Below are 20,343 nucleotides of genomic sequence, written 5' to 3' on the forward strand. Positions count from 1 at the left end.
GACCGCCCGAAAGGTTTCACCGGCATGCTCAAAAGTCGGTGATCTCGACCTCGAGCTTGCGGAAGCCGTGGACGAAATTGGCCCGCACGCGCACCACGTCGCCAGCCACGTGCACCCGCATCCGCCGCTTGTGCATCTCCTCGAGCAGGATGCGCAGTTGGAGTTCGGCCAGCCGGGCACCGACGCAGCGGTGGATGCCGTAGCCAAACGAGAGATGCCGGCGGGCATTCTCGCGGGTGATGTCGAGCTTGTCGGGGTTTTCGAACACCGTCTCGTCGCGGTTGGCCGAAAGATACCACAGGATCAGCTTTTCGCCCGCCTTGACCTGCTCGCCGAACAATTCGGTGTCTTCGGTCGCGGTGCGCCGCATGTGCGCCAGCGGGGTCTGGTAGCGGATGCATTCCTGCACCGCGTTGGGAATGAGGTCCGGGTTCTCCTCGAACAGCTTGCGCTGGTCGGGGAACTTGTCGAACGCGTGGACGATCCCGCTCATGGTGTTGCGCGTGGTATCGTTGCCGCCGACGATCAGCAGCACCAGGTTGCCCATGTATTCCTCGGGGCTCATCTGGTTCATCGCCGGAGAATGGATCATCATCGAGATGAGGTCGGGCGTGGGCTCCTTGTTCGCCCGCTCCATCCACAGCTGCGTGAAATAAGTCGCCATTTCGCGCAGGATACCTTGGCGCATCTCGTCGAGATCGCGGATCAGGCCGAGCTCGGTATCGCCCGCCCAGTCGGACCAGAAGGTCAGCAGGCGGCGATCCTCCCACGGGAAATCGAACAGGATTGCAAGCATCCCGGTGGTCAGCTCGATCGAGACCTTGTCGACCCAGTCGAACACCTCGCCGCGCGGCAGGGTATCGAGCAATTCGCCCGTGCGGTGGCGAATCTCGTCTTCCATGTCGGCCATGTTCGACGGAGTGAACTTGGGCGCGACGGTACGCCGCTGGCCGGTGTGCTTGGGGCGGTCCATCGCAATGAACATCGGCAGTTCGAACCGCTCGCGCCCAAGCTCCTCCAGCTGCTCGTCCGTCAGCCGGTCGAGGATAGTGATCGCGCCCTCGGACGAAAACAGTTCGGGCAGTGCCTCGATGTGCTGGATCGCCTTGTGCGTGACGACATTCCAATGGGCGCCGAACGGGCTGTTCTCGACCTTGTGCAGATCGCCCGCAGCGCGCATCGCGGCGAAGATCGGCTGCCAGCGATCCTCGACATAGATGTCGCTGCGACTGACGTCCCACTTCTCGGTATGCTCAGGCAGAGCCTGCGGGTTTTCCTTCAGCACCGCCTCGAGAACATCCACCGCGCGCGGTTCGGTCCGCCACTTGATCGGCTGTTCGGCTGCCTTGGTCGCCATCGCAATCTCTCCTGCTCGCGCGACTCCAATTCCGGTCGCATCGGTTGCGCTATATCCTGCGCTTACTTACCGTCGTGTCAATAGTCAGTTGCTTATTGCGACCGAAATTGCGCCCATTTCACCGCGCAGCGCGACGCAGCAGACCTTTGCGGACCTTGCCTTGCGGGCCGGACTTCATCGCCTTGCGGCGAAACAGCGCTGCACCGGCACGCACGAACAGCAGGACCCACAGCGCCTGCCAGCCCAGCGCGATCGCGTGGGGCCACAGCGCCGGCAACTGCGCCGCGCGGCCGATCATCGCATATGGCGAGCTGGGCGGGAGCAGGATCGCGAAAACCTCTGCCGGAGAACCGAGATCGGTGCTGGCATAAGTCGCGAGGAAATAGACACCGAGCTGGAGCATGGTCGCCGGCATCGACAGCGTCTGCACGTCGCGCACGGTTGGTGCCATCGCCCCGATCGTCAGGAATACCGAGCCGATCAACAAATACGACATCGAGAAATAGACGATGAACAGGCCAATGAAAATCGGCCAACCGACCGCCGGATCGGGGAAGGCGGGCAGTGCGCTGCCGCCCGCATAGAGGATCAACCCGACGATACTGCCCCACACCGCGATCCCGACGAGGCTGACCGCGAGCATCGCGAACAGCTTGCCCATGAACACCGCGTCCATCGGGATTGCCGCAGCAAGGATCTCGATGATCTTGTTCGCCTTTTCCTCGACCAGGTTGGACATTACCATGCCCGCGAGAAACACCGTCAGCAGGAACATCAGCGTCAGTCCGCCCGTAGCGGTCTTGCTCTGCGCGTTCTTGCGCGCGGCACCGCTGGTCGCAGTTGGGTCGAGCTTCACCGATGGGTAGGAAGCACCCTTGCCGCCCGCCTCGGCGGCAACCAGCGCGACCTTGCCGCCCCAAACCCGGATCAGCTGCGGGGTCCCGGTGAGCGCGGGCTTGGCGAGGGTCCCGGTGAGGACCGCGCCGAAATTCCGGTCGCTGCGTTCAAGGATGTGCGCCGGATCCGCCGCATCGGCATGTGGCAGGAGCACGAGGTCCGGCAAGTCGACCATTGGGTCGAGCCGGTCGCGCGCGTTGGCAAAGGCCCGTGCTTCTGCAGGGCTCAGTGCCACGCCAAGCTGCGGCGGATGGGCGTTTTGCGCTGCCTTTGCGCCAAGGGCTCCGGCCCCGCCCGAAATCGCCACCAGCAGGATCGGCCCGAGCAGGAAGAAGAAGAACGCCTTGGAAAACAGGATCGCGACAAAATCGCGGCGGGCGACGACCCACGCGGCGCGCGGGAGGGAAAGGCGGGCGGCGGGTTCGATCGCGCTCATCGTGCCTGCTCCGCGGGGCTGGCTTCCTCGAGCGCGCGCGCGGCAGCCTCGCCCGCGATGTGTACGAACGCATCGTGCAGCCCAGCACGTTCGATCGAGAGCGACAGGATCCCCGCTTCGCCTTCGATCAGCGCGCGCAGTAGCGGCTCGATTCCGCTGTCGGGGAGCGAGAAGAACCAATAGTCCCCCTCGCGCCGGGCATCGGCTGGTAGGGCATTGCGCCAGGCTCCCTCATGCGCGCGCGTCTCGAGCCGGACCTGCGCCGGAATCCGGTCGCGCGCGGCGTCGACGCTGCCCGCGTATGGCACTTTGCCCCCGGCGATAATCGCCACCCCTTCGCACAGGCGCTCGGCATGGGCGATGACGTGGGTCGAAAACAGCACTGTTGTCCCGTCTTCCGCCAGCGCGCGGATCATCCGCTCGAGCTTGCCCTGGTTGAGCGCATCGAGCCCGCTGAACGGTTCGTCGAGCACGACCAGTTTCGGGCGATGGACCAGCGTGCCGAGCAGCTGGACGGTCTGCGCCATGCCCTTCGAGAGCTGGCGGATCTGCCGGTCCGCTGCATGGCCCAGCCCGTTCTCCTCGAGCAGTTCGCGCCCGCGCGCCTTGGCCTCGGCCAGAGGCATTCCGCGCAGTGCACCGAGAAAGCCGATCGCGTCGACCGCTTTCATCGCCGGGTAAAGCCCGCGCTCTTCGGGCAGGTATCCGATCAGCCGGCCGATATCGTGCGGGCGCGAATGGCCGAACACCTTGCGCACGCCTTCGTCGGGATCGATGATCCCAAGCAACATCCGAAGCGTGGTGGTCTTGCCCGCACCGTTGGGGCCGAGCACGCCGTAGATCGCGCCTTCGCGCACGGTAATATCGACCCCGTCAACCGCTGTCGTCCCGTCGAACCGCTTGACCAGCCCGCGCGCCTCGATCGCCAGCGGGCGGGTGTCGCTGCCCGTTCCGGGTGCGGTTGCGGGCATTGCGCTTGGCGAGACGTCCATGGCGTGCGAGTTAACCGTGGTGCGTGAACGGGAGCAACCCCAAGTTTGGTAAACGGGCCGGAAATCATTGACCTTAAGGCGCGCACGATCGGCCGCGCGCGGGACGAAGGGTTCGTGGCGGTCGGCTTCGCTGCGGCTAGCAACGATCCGCTGCGCACGGCGCGCTTCGTTGAATGGCTTGGCGAGGGCTTCCACGGCACGATGGAGTGGATGGAGCGCCGCGCAGATCAGCGCCGTTCACCACAAGGGCTTTGGCCCGAGGCGCGCAGCGTGATCGCGCTGGGTATGAGCTACGCGCCCGAAGCCGATCCACTGGCACTCGAGAGCCAGCCCGACCGCGGGCGGATTTCCGTCTACGCCCAGGGCCGCGACTATCACGACACCGTCAAGAAGGCGCTCAAGCGGCTCGCCCGGTGGCTGGTGGCAGAAGCGCCCGGCGCCGAGGTCAAGGTGTTCGTCGATACCGCGCCGGTGATGGAAAAACCGCTCGGCGCGGCAGCCGGGCTGGGCTGGCAAGGCAAGCATACCAACCTCGTGAGCCGCATGCATGGCAGCTGGCTGTTCCTCGGCGCGATCTACACCACGCTGCCGTTTGTGCCCGATCCCCCGCACGAGGACCGCTGCGGATCGTGCTCGGCGTGCCATATTGCCTGCCCGACCGCCGCGTTCCCCGCGCCCTACCGGCTCGATGCGCGGCGGTGCATCTCATACCTCACGATCGAACACGCCGGGCCGATCCCCGAAGAATTCCGCAAGGCCATCGGCAACCGCATTTACGGCTGCGACGATTGTCTGGCGGTTTGCCCGTGGAACAAGTTTGCCGAGAGCGCCGCCGCCAACCGCGCGTTCCTTCCGCGGGCCGAACTTGTCGCGCCGCGCCTGTCGGAACTGCTGGCACTCGACGACGCAGGGTTTCGCGCGTTGTTCTCGGGCAGTCCGATCAAGCGCATCGGTCGCAACCGGTTCGTGCGTAACTGCCTGATCGCGGCGGGCAACAGCGGTGAGGCAGCGCTTGTGCCACAAGTGGGAAGCCTCACTGGCGATCCCGATCCGGTAGTCGCCGAAGCGGCGCGCTGGGCGCTAGCGCAGCTCCTTTAGCGGGACCTCCGCATTGGCCAGCAATGCAAGATCGGGAATTACGCGCTCCTCCACCAGCTTGCGTCCCTGCACGTAATCCTTGGTCGCATTGACGCAGTCGAGCGCGATGACCCGCCCCTCCTTGAGGTAGACGACCGAAAACTTCGCACCTGCCGGATCTCCACGCAGCACCGTGGCATCATGCCCGATCGACAGCCCGGCGGTTTGCAGCTTGAGGTCGTACTGGTTCGACCAGAACCACGGGAATGCCGCATATGGCTGCGGCTCGCCGGCGATCTCGCGCGCCACGGTAGTCGCCATATCGTTAGCGTTCTGGACCGATTCGAGCCGGATTACCGCTCCGTCGGCGAAGCGGTTGGCGTGCGCCGCGCAATCGCCGATCGCATAGACATCCTCGAGCGTGGTGCGGCAATACTCATCGACATCGACCCCGTTGGCGCCCGATGCGCCGGCCGCGATCAGCGGCCCGACCGCCGGGACGACGCCGATCCCGACCACCACCATGTCGCAATCGATCGTTTCGCCGTCGGCCAGCACGACCTTGCGCACCCAGCCGCCTTCGCCTTCGATCCGCGTGACCATTGCTTCGGTTCGCAGGTCGACACCGTGCGCGACATGCTGCTGCTGGTAGAAGGCCGAGAGATCCTCCCCGGCAACCCGGGCGAGGACGCGCGGCAATGCCTCGAGTACAGTGACCTGGCAACCGAGCTTGGTAAGCACCGCCGCCGCTTCGAGTCCGATATATCCGCCGCCCACGACTACGACCCGTTTTGCCCCGCTGTCGAGCTCTCCCATGATCCGGTCAACATCCGCCCGGTCGCGCACGGCATGGATCCCGTTGAGGTCCGAGCCAGGACACGACAGACGCCGCGGATCTCCGCCCGCCGACCAGATCAGCTTGCCGTACCCGACCTCGCTGCCATCGGCGAGCCGTACGGTATGCGCCACAGGGTCGACCGTCGTGACAACCGCGCCAAGCCGCAGGTTGACATCGCGCTCTTCCCAGAATTGCGGCGGCCTGATGTATATCCGCTCGAACGGCTTGTCGCGAGCGAGGTATTCCTTCGACAACGGCGGGCGTTCGTACGGCGGCTCCCGGTCTCGCCCGATGAGCATGATCGATCCGGTGAAGCCCTGGCTGCGCAGCGCAATCGCGGCCTGCGCTCCGCCATGCCCCGCACCGACGATGACGATGTCCGCACTCTCCATGCGGCCTGACTTGAGGCAAATCGCCCGCTCGTCAAGCAATCATGCTGCGCAAGGTCGACGAGCCGTGCCGCTTACCGCGCCAGAAGGTTGCGCGCCTGGCCGCCGATCTGCGCCAGCATGGCCGGAGCTACCGGCGAGTAATGCTGCGCACGGTCGATCATCGCCCGGAACTGCGAAACCGAGGTCGCATGTTCGTCGAGCCAGCGCCCGACCACCCCCGGCAAGTCGTCCGCAGCACCCTTGCGGCGCGAGAGGCGACGCAAGAGGTCGATGCGCATTTGCTGGAAATCGCGCGCCAGCCCGTCGACCAACAGGCGCTCCCATACGTCGGACGAATTCATCTGCGCGGCGGTGGTCTGCGCCCAGTCGATGCCCAACTCCTCGCCGATACGGGTGAAACCGCGGGTAAGGTCCGCCGGATCGATAGCGCTCTCGCGGGCGAGCTGCGCAATTCCGACCGAGCCGTCGAGATCGAACATGTGCGCCACTTCGGCAGCAAACTTGTCGGGGGCACCGGCATCGACAAAGGCCTGCCGTAACTTGCCCGATTGCGCCTTTGCCACGCCGGCCAAGAGCTGGTCGGCCGATTCGGACAGCAAGCGAACATTTTTGCCGAGGTCCTTGACGAGCGCATCGGGGGCAACCTGTCCGCCCGCTGTCCGCAGCACGTCGGAAATCAGGTTGCCGACCGCCGCACTCAAGCGATCGAACAACATCAGGCGGGCTGCTTCGGCCATCGATGCACGTTCGAGGCGACACCACAGGCCGCCCAGCTCGAACAAGCGCTCCGCAGCGACGAAAGCCGCCGCGACTTGCGCCAGCTCGACCCCTTCTTCCTCTGCCAGCTCGAACGGGTGGACCAGCCCGAGCCGGTTGACGATCCGGTTGGCGAGCTTGGTGGCGATGATCTCGCGCCGCAGGCGGTGGCCGCGGATATACTTGCCGAATTTACCCTGCATCGGCGCCGGGAACGCCTCGATCAGCATGCTCTCGAGCAGCGGATCGTCGGGCAGGTCGCTCGATTCGATCGCATCCTGCAGAGCCAGCTTAGCGGACGAAAGCAACACCGCCAGTTCGGGCCGGGTGAGGCCCACGCCCTCGCCCGCACGGCGGGAGAGAACGTCATTCGCGGCAAGCCCTTCGGTCTTTCGGTCGAGATATCCGCGCTCCTCGAGCGCTTCGATCAGCCGGACCTGCGCATTGACTGCCTGGCTGCCACCACTTTCGGCAATCGACAGCGCCAGCGCCTGCAAGCGGTTGTCCTCCAGCACCAGCTGCGCGACCTCGTCGGTCATTTCGACCAGCAGAGCATTGCGCTTGTCTTCCGAAAGGCGCCCGCCGCGCCGCGCGGCGGCCAGCGCAATCTTGATGTTGACCTCGTTGTCCGAGCAATCGACCCCGGCCGAATTGTCGATGAAGTCGGTGTTGATCCGTCCACCGGAGAGCGAAAAGGCGATCCGCCCGGCTTGCGTCGCGCCAAGGTTCGCGCCTTCGCCGATCACCCGTGCGCGCAGTTCGTCGGCATTGACCCGCAGGGCATCATTCGCCGGATCGCCGACTTGCGCGTTGTTTTCCTCCGGAGCCTTCACATAGGTACCGATCCCGCCGAACCACAGCAGGTCGACCGGGCTCTTGAGGATCGCTGAGATCAGCGCTTCGGGCTCGAGCTCGCTATCCTCGATATCGAGCGCCTTGCGGACCTGCCGCGACAGGGGGATCTTCTTGAGCGAGCGGGAAAAGACCCCGCCGCCCTTTGAAATCAGCGCTGGATCGTAGTCTTCCCAGCTCGACCGGGGGAGAGCGAACATCCGCTTGCGCTCCTTCCAGCTTGCCGCCGCGTCGGGATCGGGGTCGAGGAAGATGTGCCGATGGTCGAACGCCGCAACCAGCTGAAGCGACTTCGACAGCAGCATCCCGTTGCCGAACACGTCGCCCGACATGTCGCCGCAGCCGACCACGCGCACCGCGTCGGACTGCACATCGACGCCCATCTCGAGGAAATGTCGGGTGACCGACACCCACGCGCCGCGCGCGGTGATGCCCATCGCCTTGTGATCGTAGCCGTGCGAGCCGCCGCTGGCGAACGCGTCGTCGAGCCAGAAATCGCGGGATTCGGCGATCGCGTTGGCGACATCGGAAAAGGTCGCGGTGCCCTTGTCGGCGGCGACAACGAAGTACGGATCCTCGCCGTCGCGGATAACCACCGACTGCGGATGCACGACCTTGTCGTCCACCAGGTTGTCGGTCACCGACAGCAGGGTCCGGATGAAGATCTCGTAGCTCGCGCGGCCTTCCGCCGCCCAGGCTTCGCGGTCGCGCGCCGGGTCCGGCAATTGCTTGGGATAGAAACCGCCCTTCGCTCCGGTTGGCACGATGACCGCGTTCTTCACCCGCTGGGCCTTCATCAGTCCGAGGATTTCCGTGCGGAAATCGTCGCGCCGGTCGGACCAGCGCAGGCCACCACGAGCGATCGGTCCGGCGCGCAAGTGAATACCCTCCACCCGCCGCGAATAGACGAAGATTTCGCGCCACGGCACCGGTTTGGGGAGGCCCGGGACAAGGTGCGAATCGAGCTTGAAAGCCAACGCCTCGTGCGCGGCTGGGGCGAAAGCGTTGGTCCGCAGGATCGCCCCGATCAGCGCGTGATAGAGCCGCAGCAGGCGATCGTCGTTGATCGCGGCAACGCCGGCCAACCCGCGACGGATCGCCTCTTCGTGGCGTGTTGCGGCCTGCGCGCGATCGCCATCGAACAGCGGATCGTGCAACGCCGCGAACAGCGCAACCAATGCGCGGGTGACATCGGGCGCGCGGCGCAGCGCGTCGACCACGGTGTAGATCGTGTAGCCGATCCCCGCCTGCCGCAGGTAGCGATAGAACGCTCGCAACCAGTCGGCTTCGCGCGCCTCGATTGCGCTTGCGACGATCAGCCGGTTGAACGGATCATCCTCCGCCGCGCCATTCAAGACCGCCGCTATCGCGTCTTCGATCAGCGTACAGCGATCGAGCACCGACTCCGGAGTGACACCTTCGGGAATGCCGAGTGTGAAGTCGTGGATCGTGCCGAGCCGCCCTTCGTCGAGGAAGGTGGGCACTTCTTCCAGCACCCTGAACCCGAAATTCTCCAGCGCCGGGACCGCATCGGACAACGCCAGCGCGCCTTCAAACTGGCAAACCTTGAGCCGCAGCCGATCGGCGGGATCATCAGCCAGCCGGTACAGACGAGCGTCGCGCAGAGGTGCGCCCAACGACCCGAAATCTTCGTGATGTGCGACCAGCCGGCGCAACCGGCGGATGTCATGCGCCGCTTCGGCTGCGCCATACGCCGCCCGGTAGGCGCTCGGAAACGCCTCGGCAAAGCGTGCCGCAAGCGCCGCCGCGCGCGAACCTTCCTCTTCCTTGGCAAGTTCGCTCTCGACTGCTTCGCCCCACCCGCGCAGCATCGCCTGGATGCTCGCTTCGATCGCCCCCGCATCGTGCGTTCCCGCACCGGTCCGGTAATCGAGTACGAAGCGGATCATGGCGAGATTGCCGCCTTCGATCTGCAGGCTCCAGTCGAGCGCTTGAGCACCAGTCCCTTCTTCGAGCAATTGCTGGATCTGGGTGCGCACTTCGGTCGAGTGCATATCGCGCGGCAGCCAGACGAACGCGAACAGGTGACGGCTGAGCGGGGCCTCGACCAGCGCCAAGCGCGGACGCGGACGGTCGACCAGGCTCATCATCGTGGTCGCGACGCGTTCGATGTCGTCGTCGGAGAAACCGATCAGCAAATCGTGAGGAAGCGCGGTGAGCGCATGAACCAGCGCCTTGCCGGCATGGCCTGCGGGGTCGAACCCGAACTTCGCATTGAGTTCGAGCAGCTGGGTACGCAGACGCGGGACCGAACCGGGCGGTGTCGCCAGCGACGCGCTGGTCCACACACCCGCATGGATCGACAGCGCCGTGACCTTCCCGTCTTCGCGTATCGGCACGATAAACAAGTCGAGCGGAACCTTGCGGTGGACGTTCGACGCGCGGTTCGCCTTGATGATGAGCGGCACATGGGCACCGCTGTTTGCGGGATCGTCAAACCACGCGAATGCCCGGTCATACGAAGAGTCGGCCAGGATCGCCTTGGCGCTCTTGCGGCAAATGCCCAGCATCTGCGTGTGGGTTCCATCGCGTGACCGGTTGAGGTGGCCCAGCTGGGTCAGCATCCCGCTTTCGAGCCAGCGCAACAGCGCGGCGCCCTCGGCATCTTCGATCCGCGCTGCGTCGTCGAGCATCGCGGTGCGCATCTTCTGCCAGTCACCGACGGCAGCGCGGACATCCGCGAGAGTCGTGCGCAAATCCCTCTCAAGCTCGCGACGCTGGCGTGCATCCACCCGTGGGGTCTCGACGTAAATCATCGACTCGCGGCGAACATTCTCGCCATCCTTGCCGGGAAATTCCTTGAGGTTACCTCGCGCGCTGCGCTTCACCCTCACCACCGGGTGGACCAGCCGGTCGATCGACAGCCCGTGATCGGCGATCGTCGCCGCCACCGAATCGACCAGGAACGGCATATCGTCGTTGACCAGACCAATGCGCAGGAACCGGCGGCTGTCCGACACGGTCTGCAGAGAAATCACCGGCTCGCCGAAATCGCGCCGGGCAGCGGCATCGAGCAAGAACCGGGCGACCTGCTCCAGCCGGCCCTTCGCAAACGGTACATCCCCAGGCAGCAACGAGTCGCGAATGCGCGTGCTGAGCGCTTTCACGAGGGCGCTTCCCGATGCACGGCGATGGGGATTTTCAGCGGACGAATCAGCGGCTTCGGCGGCCATTCAGCATGCTCCGTCAGCCCGGGGCGTGGCGCGCGGGCCGTGTTATATTGTTGCCGCCTGAAGCAGCAATCTGGCGCCGATAGGCTTTTGCCGATGGTCCCGCAAGTCAGGACGTCGCCAGCCTTCCGAAACGCCTCTCCTCAATCTCCAATGCCTTACTACGCTTGGTCTCGCACCGGTGCCAATGGCAATCATGCGAACGCCTCCATGGTCAGTTCGAGCGAGCGAATGCGCGCTGCCGGATCGAAGGTTGCGCCCGATACGATGATTTCGTCCGCTTGGGTGCGTTCGACAAACGCGTCGATCGCCCCGCGCACCGTTACCGGCGAGCCAATTGCGCTCGCTTGCCCGATATGCGCGAGCAATGCCTGCGCCGGGGCGGGCAAGCCGTTGCGATACCCTTCCACTGGCGGGGGCAATTGCCCGGGATTGCCGGTGCGCAGCCGCACGAAGCTCTGTTGCTGTGAGCTGGCGACCAACTCGGCCTCTTTGTCCGTCTCGGCGGCAAACACCGTCATCGCGGCCATCGCGTGCGGCTTGTCGAGCCACTGCGACGGCTCGAACCGCTCGCGATAAAGCGCCAGTGCAGCGTCCAGGTGATCGGGGGCGAAGTGGCTGGCGAAAGCATAGGGCATGCCCAGCTTGGCGGCCAGTTGCGCGCCGAACAGGCTCGAGCCGAGCATCCACATCTCGACTTCGGCGCCGTAGCCTGGGGTCGCGCGGATCGGGAGCTCTGGCTCACCGGTCAACAGGGCGCGCAGTTCGACCACGTCATTGGGGAACATCTCTGCAGCGCGATGCAAGTCCTTGCGCAGCGCGTGCTGCAGTTCCGGCCCCGCTCCCGGAGCGCGGCCAAGCCCCAAGTCGACCCGCCCCGGAAACAGCGCGGACAGCGTCCCGAACTGCTCGGCGATAACGAACGGGTTGTGGTTGGGCAGCATGATCCCGCCCGCGCCGATACGGATCGACGACGTAGCGTTGCCTACGTGGGCCAGCACCACCGATGTTGCCCCGCCTGCGATCCCGGTCATCGCGTGATGTTCGGCAACCCAGAAGCGCTTGTAGCCCAGACGCTCGGCAGCCTGCGCCAGCGCGACCGATGCGGCATACGATTCGGCCAGTGTGCCGCCTTCGCGGACGGGAACCAGATCGAGCACGGAGAGAGGGATCATCGGGCACCTGCATCGAGCTGGGCGATATAGCCCTTCGCGGTTTTCGCCTGCGAACTATCGGGGGCCGAAGCAATCACCGACTTCCACGACCTGCGAGCAGCGTCGTCGTGGCCCGAAAGGACCGCGATCACCCCCGCTTCGAGACCGATCGCCGGATCGCTCGGATCGAGCGACGCGGCCTTCTCGATCTGCGCCTGCGCTTCCGAAAGCCGGTTCATCCTCCGCGACAGGGTTGCCGAGAGCAGCCACGCCTCTGGGCTGGCGGGCGTTTCTCCCCGCGCATTGGCGAGCGCGGCGGCCGCCTCAGCCTGTTTGCCGAGCGCAACCAGCGCGGTGGCCCTGTCGAGTTCGATCGCGCCGCGCAGTTCGGCCGTGGCGGGCTTGTCGGCCAATGCCGCATCGAGGTCGGCGAGCGCTTGCGACGGCTCGTTCGCCGCGAGCGCAACACTTCCGGCCAGCGCCCCCATCCGCGCACGAAATTCTGGGTCACTGACAGTGCTTCGGGCCGCCAGGAAGGCAGCGCGGGCAGCGTCCCATTGCCCGAGATTCGCGGTTGCGACGCCGAGGCAATGATTGCCCATCGCCTGCTGATCGCCGGTCGTGCGTGCGACCCATTTGGTCGCAATGTCGCGTGCCTTGGCGGGATCGCTCTGCGCGAGGTCGAGGCACACTTCGAGCGCAGTGTTCTGCCCCTTCACCACTGTTTCTGCCGTGCGCGGCGGAGGGCGATGGCGCATGTCGAGTTGTTGGACTGGATCGGGGGCTGCGGGCGCGCCGATGCCCACCTGGAGCATGAACGGGATGAGCAAGGGAAGCATGGACGGCCTTCAGATGGTGGCGACAGTGGCAAGCAGCAAGGCGATATCTTCCTCGCGCGACAGCCGGTGGTCGCCGTCCTTGACCAGAGTCACGTGAACGTCGCTCGAACGCAATACCCGCGCGAGCCGGACCGAGATGTCCCACGGCACGTCGGCATCGCGTTGCCCGTGAATCAGGCGAACCGGGCAATCGATCGCAATCTCGCCGGTGAGGCGCAGGCTCGCCTGCCCGTCGATCCAGAAGCCGGGATAGGTCGGAGTCGGCTCGGGACCGTAGGGATTGTCTTCGTAGACCGTCTCCCCGCGAGCGAGCTGGGTCTTGTCGGCTTCGGTCGTGCCCCATTCGGTGAAATCCGGCGCGGCGGCAATGCCGACGAGGCCGTGAAGACGGTGCCCGATCGCTTCAGCGACCAGCAGCATTAGCCAGCCGCCCATCGACGAGCCGACCAGCACCACCTGGCGGGACACGTAGGCATCGATCAGCGATGCGACCTCGTCGCGCCAGGTCGACAGCGTGCCGTCGGCGAAATCGCCGCTCGACCGGCCGCATCCCGAATAATCGAGCAGCAGGCACTCGCGCGCGTTTTCCTTGGCCCACTCGAACAGTGCGCTCGCCTTGCTACCGTCCATGTCGGACTTGTAGCCGGGAAGGAACACCAGCGCGGGGCCGCTGCCGCTGGAGTGGCGGAACGCGACCTTCCGCCCGTCGCCGAATTCGTGGAATCGGATATCGTCCATGTGGCTCCACATGACTCCTCGGGGCGGGCGGGGTCAATCGCGCAAGAAGATATCCTCGATCGGCTGGGCGAACAGGTCGGCGATGCGGAACGCGAGCGGGAGCGAGGGATCGTACTTGCCGGTCTCGATTGCATTGACCGACTGGCGCGATACCTCGAGCCGGTCGGCGAGGTCCTGCTGGCTCCAGTCGCGTTCGGCACGGAGGACCTTGAGGCGGTTCTTCACGCGCAATTCCCGGCACTGCCAAGCGTCAGCCGGTTGACCACCGAGCCGACGCCAAGCCCGAAGAACCAGATGATTCCCCACCAATAGGCAACAATATGCGCGACCAGCCCATATTGCTCGAGAAAGCCGTAGATCGTCGCCGCGGACAACGCGATGCCGGTCGCCACCAGCGCCTGCCGCACGACAAGCATGCGCATGAATTCGTCGGTTTCCTCGATCACCAGGCGACCAATCGCGACGAATACCGATGCGACCGCGAAGCCGGGCACGAGCGCCACGATCCACGCCGCAGGTCCATCGAGACCGCCGTGATCAATCAAGCGCTCCGCAGCGAACAGCGACAACAAGTAGATCGCCATCGCCACCGCAAGTCGAACGAGATAGCGGCGCTGCGCCGGGCTCTTGCGAGAAATCATCGCTCAGGCTCCCCCGCGCGATGCCGCCTGGCATCGACCGCGACCGAGATGCACCACGAACAGCGCCAACAGGACATAGAACACCGCATCGGCAGTATGATCGGCAACGCCAAGAGAACGACTGGCAAGTGCCCAGCCAAGCAAGGCGGCTGCCCAGACAAGGCCTTTGACGAGTTGGGACATGATTAGCTTCCTTTCCGATTTGTCATGCGTCCTTTACAGAACGATTCGTCGCTTTGTCAAGTGTCCACGACATTATGTCGCCGTACCTTTGCATCGCTGGCGTCTTACATTTGTCGCCTTGTGGTTCTATCGGCCGCGTATGACCGGTCGCCCATCACCTGCTCCGCCCGCTCCTTTCCCGCTGACCCGCCGTTCGTTTTTCGGCGCAGGAGCCGCCTCGCTCGGCGCGCTGGCAGCGTCTCCGCTCGCCGCACAGGACGCCTCGCGCGGCTTCACTCACGGGATCGCCAGCGGCGAACCCGCAGCGCATTCGGTGATGCTGTGGACCCGCTTCGTCGCTATCGAGCCGACGCTGGTTCGCTTCGAGGTTTCGGGAAGCGAGGACTTCGCTCGCATTGTCTCCGGCGGCGAGGTCGAAGCCGAGCTCAATCGCGACTGGTGCGCCAAAGCCGTCGCGACCGAACTCCAGCCTGGTACATGGTATTACTATCGTTTCGTCGCACCGGACGGATCGATGTCACCCGTGGGCCGCACCCGGACCCTTCCCGAAGGGCCGACCGATCGTTTCCGAATGGCGGTGTTTTCATGCTCGAACATGGGGTTCGGCTGGTTCAACGCCTACCGCCACGCCTGCGAGGCTGACGGGTTCGACCTCGCCGTCCACCTCGGCGACTATTTCTACGAATACAAATACGGCGAGTATCCGTCGCTCGCGAACGCGGTTGAAGGGCGCATCGCCGCGCCCCGTGAAGAGACGGTGCACCTCGCCGAATACCGCCTGCGCTATGCCAGTTATCGGCGCGATCCCGACCTTGCCCGGCTCCACCAGCTCTATCCCATGATTTCGATCTGGGACGATCACGAAAGCGCGGACAATTCGTGGAAGGGTGGCGCGGTAAACCACCAGCCCGACAGCGAGGGGCCGTGGGCGGTGCGCAAGGCGGCGGCGATGCGTGCGTATCGCGAATGGATGCCGGTGAGCGAGGCCAACTGGGCTCAATACCAGGTGGGCGACCTTGCCACGCTGTTCCGGCTCGAAACGCGGCTCACCGCGCGCGACAAGCAGCTCGATGTGGCGGCAGCCGTGAAAGGCGTGCCCGCCGACCGGCTCGGACAGGCGCTGGCGCAGTTCAAGACGCGCGAATGGGAGAACCCTGCGCGCGACATGATCGGGCCCTTTCAGCAGCAATGGCTGGCAACGGGAATGAAGGATTCGGTTGCTTCGGGCCGCAAATGGCAAGTGCTCGTGCAACAGGTGGTGATGGGCTCTCTCTTGCTGCCGCCGCAGATTGCGCAAGGGCTGCCGGCCAGTGCCCCGGAAGCGGTCCGCAAAGGCGTCGCTGCCGCGATGATGACTGCGAGGGCCGGGATCCCGTTCAACATGGATTCTTGGGATGGCTACCCTGCCGCCCGCACCCGGGTGCTTGGCGCGGCGAGAGAGGCCAACGCGAACCTGGTGGTCCTGTCGGGCGACAGCCACAACGCTTGGGCTTGTGAACTTCAGGGGGCAGGAATCGAATTCGCCGGACAGGCCGTCACTTCGCCCGGTTACGAATCGATCGTGACATGGAAGGCTCCCGACGAAATGGCGCGCGAACTGGTGGCGAGCAGCCCGGACCTCAAGTGGGCCGAAACCGCCAGCCGCGGATATATGGCCGTCGAACTAACGCCAGCGCGGGCCTCGTGCGAGTGGCGTTTCATGGACACTGTCCGCAAACGCTCGGACCGATTGGCGAAAACCCACACGATGGGCGCGGATTTCGGTGCGCGGACGTTTTCCGCGACTTGAGCCGTTAACCCGTTGATCCTATATCCGCCGCCGATGACACAACACCGTGCCCTCACGACTACGACTACTACCACCCCGGCGCGCCGGGGGCGGTTGGTCGCGGCCTAGCCACGGTCCACGTCGCTCCCGGGCCAAGGGTTCGGGCGGCACGGCGTCACCTCCCGAATCCAGACCAAATCAACCGATGCCTTTCGGTGCGCGCCAGCTTGTGCCATTGGCGCGCGATACCAACGGACGGACATGATGACGGAATTGCTCAAGATCGATCTCCCAGACGGCTCGGTGAAGGAAATGCCCGCCGGATCGACCCCCTATGATGTAGCCGCCGCGATCGGCCCCGGCCTTGCCAAGGCGGCGCTGGCCGCGCGGGTCGACGGCGAAGTGCGGGATCTCAATCGCCCGTTCGACGGCGATGCCAGCCTCGCGCTGATTACCGCACGCGACGAAGCGGACGCGCTCGAACTGGTTCGGCACGACTATGCCCACGTGCTGGCCGAAGCGGTCCAGTCGCTATGGCCGGGCACGCAAATCACTTTCGGCCCGGCGACCGACGACGGGTTCTACTACGACGTGAAAGCGCCCGACAGCCGTGAGCCGTTCTCGCTCGACGACCTGCCCGCGATCGAGGAAGAGATGCGGCGGATCATCAGGGCGGACAAGCCGCTGCGCCGCGAGGTGTGGAGCCGCCAGCAACTGATCGACAAGTGGCAGTCCGACGGCGAGAGCTTCAAAGCCGAATGGGCGCAGGAACTGCCCGAAGGCGAGGAACTCACAGTCTACTGGTCGGGTGACGACTGGCTCGACATGTGCCGCGGGCCGCACCTTGCCAGCACCGGCAAGCTCGATCCCGCCGCCTTCAAGCTGATGCGCGTCGCCGGGGCATACTGGCGCGGCGACCAGAACAACGCGCAGCTCACGCGCATCTACGGCACCGGCTGGCTCAACAAGAAGCAACTGGACGCGCACCTCCACCGGCTGGAGGAAGCCGCCAAGCGCGACCACCGCAAGCTCGGCCGCGAGATGGACCTGTTCCACTTGCAGGAAGAGGCGCATGGCAGCGTCTTCTGGCACCCCAAGGGCTACCTCATCTGGCGCGAGCTGGAGGCCTACATGCGCCGCAAGATCGACGGCGCGGGATACAAGGAGGTCAAAACCCCGCAGGTGATGGACGCGCGCCAGTGGGAACAGTCCGGCCACTGGGGCAAGTATCGCGAGAACATGTTCGTGATCCCCGACGAAGTGCCCAACACCGAAGACGAAGGTCCGCTGGTATCGGACGAGGCCGACTGGATGGCACTCAAGCCGATGAACTGCCCCGCGCACGTGCTGATCTTCCGCCAGGGCATCAAATCCTACCGCGACCTGCCGCTGCGGATCTACGAGAACGGCTGCTGCCACCGCAACGAGCCACACGGCGCGCTGCACGGGCTGATGCGTGTGCGCCAGTTCACGCAGGACGATGCACACATATTCTGCCGCGAAGACCAGATCGTCGAGGAAGCCCGCAAGTTCTGCGAACTGGCTGACGGGATATATCGCGATTTCGGTTTCGCCTATTCGGTCAAGCTCGCGCTGCGGCCCGACCAGCGTTATGGCTCCGACGCGGACTGGGACAAGGCCGAGGCCGAACTGCGCCAGGCGGTGGTCGATGCCGGTATGGCGAACGAGGAATACGGCTGGGAAGAGCTGCCCGGCGAAGGCGCGTTCTACGCCCCCAAGCTCGAATGGCACCTGACCGACGCGATCGGCCGCACCTGGCAGGTCGGCACGATCCAGTCCGACCGTGTGCTGCCCGAGCGGCTCGATGCAAGCTACGTCGGCGAGGATGGCGAGAAACACCGCCCGGTGATGCTCCACCGCGCGATCTTCGGCTCCTACGAACGCTTCATCGGCATCCTGATCGAGCATAACGCGGGGCGCCTGCCGGTGTGGCTCGCGCCGACGCAGGCGGTGGTCGCAACGATCGTCTCCGACGCAGACGACTACGCTGGCGATGTCCTCGCACAGCTCAAGGCCGCTGGAATCCGCACCGAAGGCGATCTTCGCAACGAGAAGATCAACTACAAGGTGCGCGAACACAGCCTCGCCAAGGTTCCGCACCTCCTGGTCGTCGGCAAGCGCGAGGCCGAGGAAGGCACTGTCGCGGTCCGCACGCTGGGCGAACAGCACCAGAAGGTGATGCCGTTGGCCGAAGCGATCGCGATGCTGCAGGCCGAAGCAACCCCGCCCGACCTGCGCTGAGCGGGCGCAGATGGAGCTTCTCGCCGGATTCACCGCCCTGCAGGTCGGCGCGGCGCTCGCGACCGCATTCGTCGCTGCGTTCATTCGCGGGTTGGCAGGGTTCGGCATGGCGATCTTGCTGGTACCCGTGCTGGCGCTGGCAGTGACGCCGATCGAGGCAGTGCTGCTCACCAATGGCGTGTCGGTGCTGATCGGGCTGAGCGATGCACGCATGATTATCCGCGATTCGGAACGGTCGGCACGGATGATCGCGGCATGGCTGGTATTGTCGGTCGCCCCGGGGTTATGGCTGCTGTCGATCACCCCACCCGACATCGCCCGTGTGCTGATCGCATTCGTTGCGTTGTCCGCGTTCGGGGCAATCCTGCTGCCGCAGCGCGCCGCCGATTTGCCTGGACACTTGCACACCGGCGCGACCGGGATCGCAACCGGCCTGCTGACCGGGTTCGCCGGTATGCCCGGTCCGCCGGTAGTGCCGTACTACGTTGGGCGGGCGATCCCGCGCCATACCGCCAAGGCTTCGATGTTGCTGGTGTTCACCATCGCGTCGTTCACCAGCATCGGATCCGGATTCGCGCTCGGGGTGCTCGAATGGCATTTCCTGGTGCTGTCGGCGCTGCTCTATCCGGCGGTGCTTGCGGGCAACTGGCTCGGCGCGAAGGCGTTCGGCAAGATCGACGACAAGTTGTGGCGCGGGTTCGTCGCGCTGCTGCTGGCAACTGCGGCCACCGTCTCTCTGATAAAGCTGCTTGGCTAGTTCAGAACGGGAGCGCGTGGCCGGCGGCGATCAGCGCGATCGCGCAGCCGCATACGATCGCCGTCCGCGCAGTTTCGACGGCGCCGACCTCAAAAGAGCGGGCGAGAGCGATTGCCTTGGCCATGCGCACATTGTGCGCGCCGAATCCTAATCGGGCGTTAAGCGAATCTATAGCCGGGGCATTTGCTGGCTGGCGCAGTGGAAGCCCCCACCTCCGCCGAGCACGGCATCGGCGGGCAAGCCGATCGTTTCGCGATCCGGGAACAGCGCCGCAATCGCTGCCACTCCGTCAGCGTCGTGAACCGATCCGAAAGTCGGCACGACGACGAGATGACTGGTGATCGCGAAGTTGGCGTAACTCGCCGGATCGACCGTTCCATCGCGCTCGAACCGTCCTGGTGACGGGATTTCGACCACTTCGACGCCGAACACCTCCGCGCGTGCCTTGGCGTCGGCATAGATGTGGGCGTTGAGATCATCTGCCCCGGTTGCGCACGGCACCGCGAGGCGGTTCGGGCCAACGAACCGGGCAAGATTATCGACGTGCCCGTCAGTATGATCGTTGATCAGCCCTTCACCGAGCCACAGCACGCGATCGAACCCGAGGTCGCGCGCCAACCGCGCCTCGATATCGGCGCGTGACAGCTGCGGGTTGCGATTGGGGTTGAGCAGGCACTGCTCGGTCGTCGCGACCAGTCCAGTGCCGTCGCCGTCGATCGCCCCGCCTTCGAGAATCCAGTCGCTCGTTACGACCGGCAACCCGGCATCTTTCGCCAGTTCGGCACCGACCTCACGATCGCCGTCCATCAGGTACTTGCCGCCCCAGCCATTGAACTTGCACCGCAGCGCCGACCCGTCGCCGCGCACCAGTGGGCCTGTATCGCGCAGCCAGACATCGCCATAGACACACCGTTCGAGCGTAACCGACGCGGAAACAAGCGACCGCGCGCGCGCTTCGTTCGCTTCGTCACGAACCAGCAGGCGTACTTTCTGCCCGCTTTCCGCCACCGCATTGGCGAGCGCGGCGATCTGTTCCTGCGCCGGCTCGAAACAGCCGACCCACTCCTCTGCGGCGTGGGGGAAGCCGATCCACAGCCAGTCCTGCGGGGCCCATTCGGGTGGCATCGTGATGAGCATGGCGGGCGTCCTGCAATGCCGCGAAGCGTCGCGCAAGTCTTGCCTCGCACCACGCGCAAGTGCAGGGCTGCGAGCG

The 20,343-nt window shown here is 65.2% G+C and carries 17 protein-coding genes; 4 read left to right on the plus strand and 13 right to left on the minus strand.

Annotation, left to right across the window (positions count from 1 at the left end; translation table 11 throughout):
- Positions 1-28: 28 nt before the first annotated feature.
- From CJO11_RS08160 to CJO11_RS08170, 3 genes are all read right to left on the minus strand, one after another.
- Positions 29-1,357 (minus strand): cytochrome P450, encoded by a 1,329-nt coding sequence (locus CJO11_RS08160; RefSeq protein WP_095012268.1) that lies wholly within the window; start codon positions 1,355-1,357, stop codon positions 29-31.
- Positions 1,358-1,475: 118 nt separating this feature from the next.
- Positions 1,476-2,690 (minus strand): ABC transporter permease, encoded by a 1,215-nt coding sequence (locus CJO11_RS08165; protein WP_095012269.1) that lies wholly within the window; start codon positions 2,688-2,690, stop codon positions 1,476-1,478.
- Entirely contained in the window at positions 2,687-3,682 is a 996-nt protein-coding gene (locus CJO11_RS08170; RefSeq protein ID WP_420823135.1) for an ABC transporter ATP-binding protein, read from the minus strand. Before CJO11_RS08170 ends, CJO11_RS08165 begins: the two co-directional genes overlap by 4 nt.
- A 45-nt stretch (positions 3,683-3,727) precedes the next feature.
- Here CJO11_RS08170 and queG point away from each other — a divergent pair, with 45 nt between their 5' ends.
- Entirely contained in the window at positions 3,728-4,780 is a 1,053-nt protein-coding gene (gene queG / locus CJO11_RS08175; RefSeq protein ID WP_240504371.1) for a tRNA epoxyqueuosine(34) reductase QueG, read from the plus strand.
- On the opposite strand, the gene CJO11_RS08180 is transcribed toward queG, so the two are convergent.
- The 8 genes from CJO11_RS08180 to CJO11_RS08215 form a co-directional block, all read right to left on the minus strand.
- The gene (locus CJO11_RS08180) at positions 4,763-5,989 is read right to left on the minus strand and encodes an NAD(P)/FAD-dependent oxidoreductase (protein ID WP_095012270.1); all 1,227 of its coding nucleotides are present in this window, start codon (positions 5,987-5,989) and stop codon (positions 4,763-4,765) included. The genes queG and CJO11_RS08180 overlap by 18 nt on opposite strands.
- A 71-nt stretch (positions 5,990-6,060) precedes the next feature.
- Positions 6,061-10,791 carry an NAD-glutamate dehydrogenase domain-containing protein gene (locus CJO11_RS08185; protein WP_095012271.1) on the minus strand — a complete coding sequence of 1,577 codons (4,731 nt, stop codon included), beginning with the start codon at positions 10,789-10,791 and terminating at the stop codon, positions 6,061-6,063.
- 191 nt (positions 10,792-10,982) lie between these two features.
- Complete coding sequence (locus CJO11_RS08190) at positions 10,983-11,963, minus strand: LLM class flavin-dependent oxidoreductase (protein WP_095012272.1); 981 nt, start codon at positions 11,961-11,963, stop codon at positions 10,983-10,985.
- Positions 11,960-12,781 carry a tetratricopeptide repeat protein gene (locus CJO11_RS08195; RefSeq protein ID WP_095012273.1) on the minus strand — a complete coding sequence of 274 codons (822 nt, stop codon included), beginning with the start codon at positions 12,779-12,781 and terminating at the stop codon, positions 11,960-11,962. The genes CJO11_RS08190 and CJO11_RS08195 overlap by 4 nt, the downstream gene beginning before the upstream one ends.
- Positions 12,782-12,790: 9 nt before the next feature.
- A complete protein-coding gene (locus CJO11_RS08200) occupies positions 12,791-13,519 on the minus strand; it encodes an alpha/beta fold hydrolase (protein WP_095012274.1) in 729 nt (242 codons plus the stop codon).
- Between the two features lie 33 nt (positions 13,520-13,552).
- Positions 13,553-13,744: a helix-turn-helix transcriptional regulator gene (locus CJO11_RS08205; RefSeq protein WP_095012275.1), complete on the minus strand. Its 192-nt coding sequence runs from the start codon at positions 13,742-13,744 to the stop codon at positions 13,553-13,555.
- On the minus strand, positions 13,741-14,160 hold the full coding sequence (locus CJO11_RS08210; protein ID WP_095012276.1) for a hypothetical protein: 420 nt from the start codon (positions 14,158-14,160) through the stop codon (positions 13,741-13,743). Before CJO11_RS08210 ends, CJO11_RS08205 begins: the two co-directional genes overlap by 4 nt.
- A 3-nt stretch (positions 14,161-14,163) precedes the next feature.
- Entirely contained in the window at positions 14,164-14,343 is a 180-nt protein-coding gene (locus CJO11_RS08215) for a hypothetical protein (RefSeq protein WP_095012277.1), read from the minus strand.
- Between the two features lie 139 nt (positions 14,344-14,482).
- Here CJO11_RS08215 and CJO11_RS08220 point away from each other — a divergent pair, with 139 nt between their 5' ends.
- The 3 genes from CJO11_RS08220 (at position 14,483) to CJO11_RS08230 (ending at position 19,130) form a co-directional block, all read left to right on the plus strand.
- Positions 14,483-16,132: an alkaline phosphatase D family protein gene (locus CJO11_RS08220; RefSeq protein ID WP_095013301.1), complete on the plus strand. Its 1,650-nt coding sequence runs from the start codon at positions 14,483-14,485 to the stop codon at positions 16,130-16,132.
- 243 nt (positions 16,133-16,375) lie between these two features.
- A complete protein-coding gene (gene thrS, locus CJO11_RS08225; RefSeq protein WP_095013302.1) occupies positions 16,376-18,373 on the plus strand; it encodes a threonine--tRNA ligase in 1,998 nt (665 codons plus the stop codon).
- Between the two features lie 10 nt (positions 18,374-18,383).
- Positions 18,384-19,130, plus strand: a complete 747-nt coding sequence (locus CJO11_RS08230) for a sulfite exporter TauE/SafE family protein (RefSeq protein ID WP_095012278.1) — start codon at positions 18,384-18,386, stop codon at positions 19,128-19,130.
- A 1-nt stretch (position 19,131) separates the two neighbouring features.
- Here CJO11_RS08230 and CJO11_RS13455 read toward each other — a convergent pair whose 3' ends face one another.
- Both CJO11_RS13455 and CJO11_RS08235 read right to left on the minus strand, forming a co-directional pair.
- Entirely contained in the window at positions 19,132-19,254 is a 123-nt protein-coding gene (locus CJO11_RS13455) for a hypothetical protein (protein ID WP_276270514.1), read from the minus strand.
- A 44-nt stretch (positions 19,255-19,298) separates the two neighbouring features.
- Positions 19,299-20,267, minus strand: a complete 969-nt coding sequence (locus CJO11_RS08235; RefSeq protein ID WP_095012279.1) for an agmatine deiminase family protein — start codon at positions 20,265-20,267, stop codon at positions 19,299-19,301.
- Positions 20,268-20,343: the final 76 nt, after the last annotated feature.

The organism is Tsuneonella mangrovi, assembly GCF_002269345.1.
GTDB lineage: Bacteria > Pseudomonadota > Alphaproteobacteria > Sphingomonadales > Sphingomonadaceae > Tsuneonella > Tsuneonella mangrovi.

What these genes read in the sequence shown, in the direction of transcription:
- CJO11_RS08160 (WP_095012268.1), bottom strand. Translation starts at nt 1,357, where the DNA reads ATGGCGACCAAGGCAGCCGAACAGCCGATCAAGTGGCGGACCGAACCG.
- CJO11_RS08165 (WP_095012269.1), bottom strand. Translation starts at nt 2,690, where the DNA reads ATGAGCGCGATCGAACCCGCCGCCCGCCTTTCCCTCCCGCGCGCCGCG.
- CJO11_RS08170 (WP_420823135.1), bottom strand. Translation starts at nt 3,682, where the DNA reads ATGGACGTCTCGCCAAGCGCAATGCCCGCAACCGCACCCGGAACGGGC.
- CJO11_RS08180 (WP_095012270.1), bottom strand. Translation starts at nt 5,989, where the DNA reads ATGGAGAGTGCGGACATCGTCATCGTCGGTGCGGGGCATGGCGGAGCG.
- CJO11_RS08185 (WP_095012271.1), bottom strand. Translation starts at nt 10,791, where the DNA reads ATGGCCGCCGAAGCCGCTGATTCGTCCGCTGAAAATCCCCATCGCCGT.
- CJO11_RS08190 (WP_095012272.1), bottom strand. Translation starts at nt 11,963, where the DNA reads ATGATCCCTCTCTCCGTGCTCGATCTGGTTCCCGTCCGCGAAGGCGGC.
- CJO11_RS08195 (WP_095012273.1), bottom strand. Translation starts at nt 12,781, where the DNA reads ATGCTTCCCTTGCTCATCCCGTTCATGCTCCAGGTGGGCATCGGCGCG.
- CJO11_RS08200 (WP_095012274.1), bottom strand. Translation starts at nt 13,519, where the DNA reads ATGGACGATATCCGATTCCACGAATTCGGCGACGGGCGGAAGGTCGCG.
- CJO11_RS08210 (WP_095012276.1), bottom strand. Translation starts at nt 14,160, where the DNA reads ATGATTTCTCGCAAGAGCCCGGCGCAGCGCCGCTATCTCGTTCGACTT.
- CJO11_RS08215 (WP_095012277.1), bottom strand. Translation starts at nt 14,343, where the DNA reads ATGTCCCAACTCGTCAAAGGCCTTGTCTGGGCAGCCGCCTTGCTTGGC.
- CJO11_RS08220 (WP_095013301.1), top strand. Translation starts at nt 14,483, where the DNA reads ATGACCGGTCGCCCATCACCTGCTCCGCCCGCTCCTTTCCCGCTGACC.
- thrS (WP_095013302.1), top strand. Translation starts at nt 16,376, where the DNA reads ATGACGGAATTGCTCAAGATCGATCTCCCAGACGGCTCGGTGAAGGAA.
- CJO11_RS08230 (WP_095012278.1), top strand. Translation starts at nt 18,384, where the DNA reads ATGGAGCTTCTCGCCGGATTCACCGCCCTGCAGGTCGGCGCGGCGCTC.
- CJO11_RS13455 (WP_276270514.1), bottom strand. Translation starts at nt 19,254, where the DNA reads ATGGCCAAGGCAATCGCTCTCGCCCGCTCTTTTGAGGTCGGCGCCGTC.
- CJO11_RS08235 (WP_095012279.1), bottom strand. Translation starts at nt 20,267, where the DNA reads ATGCTCATCACGATGCCACCCGAATGGGCCCCGCAGGACTGGCTGTGG.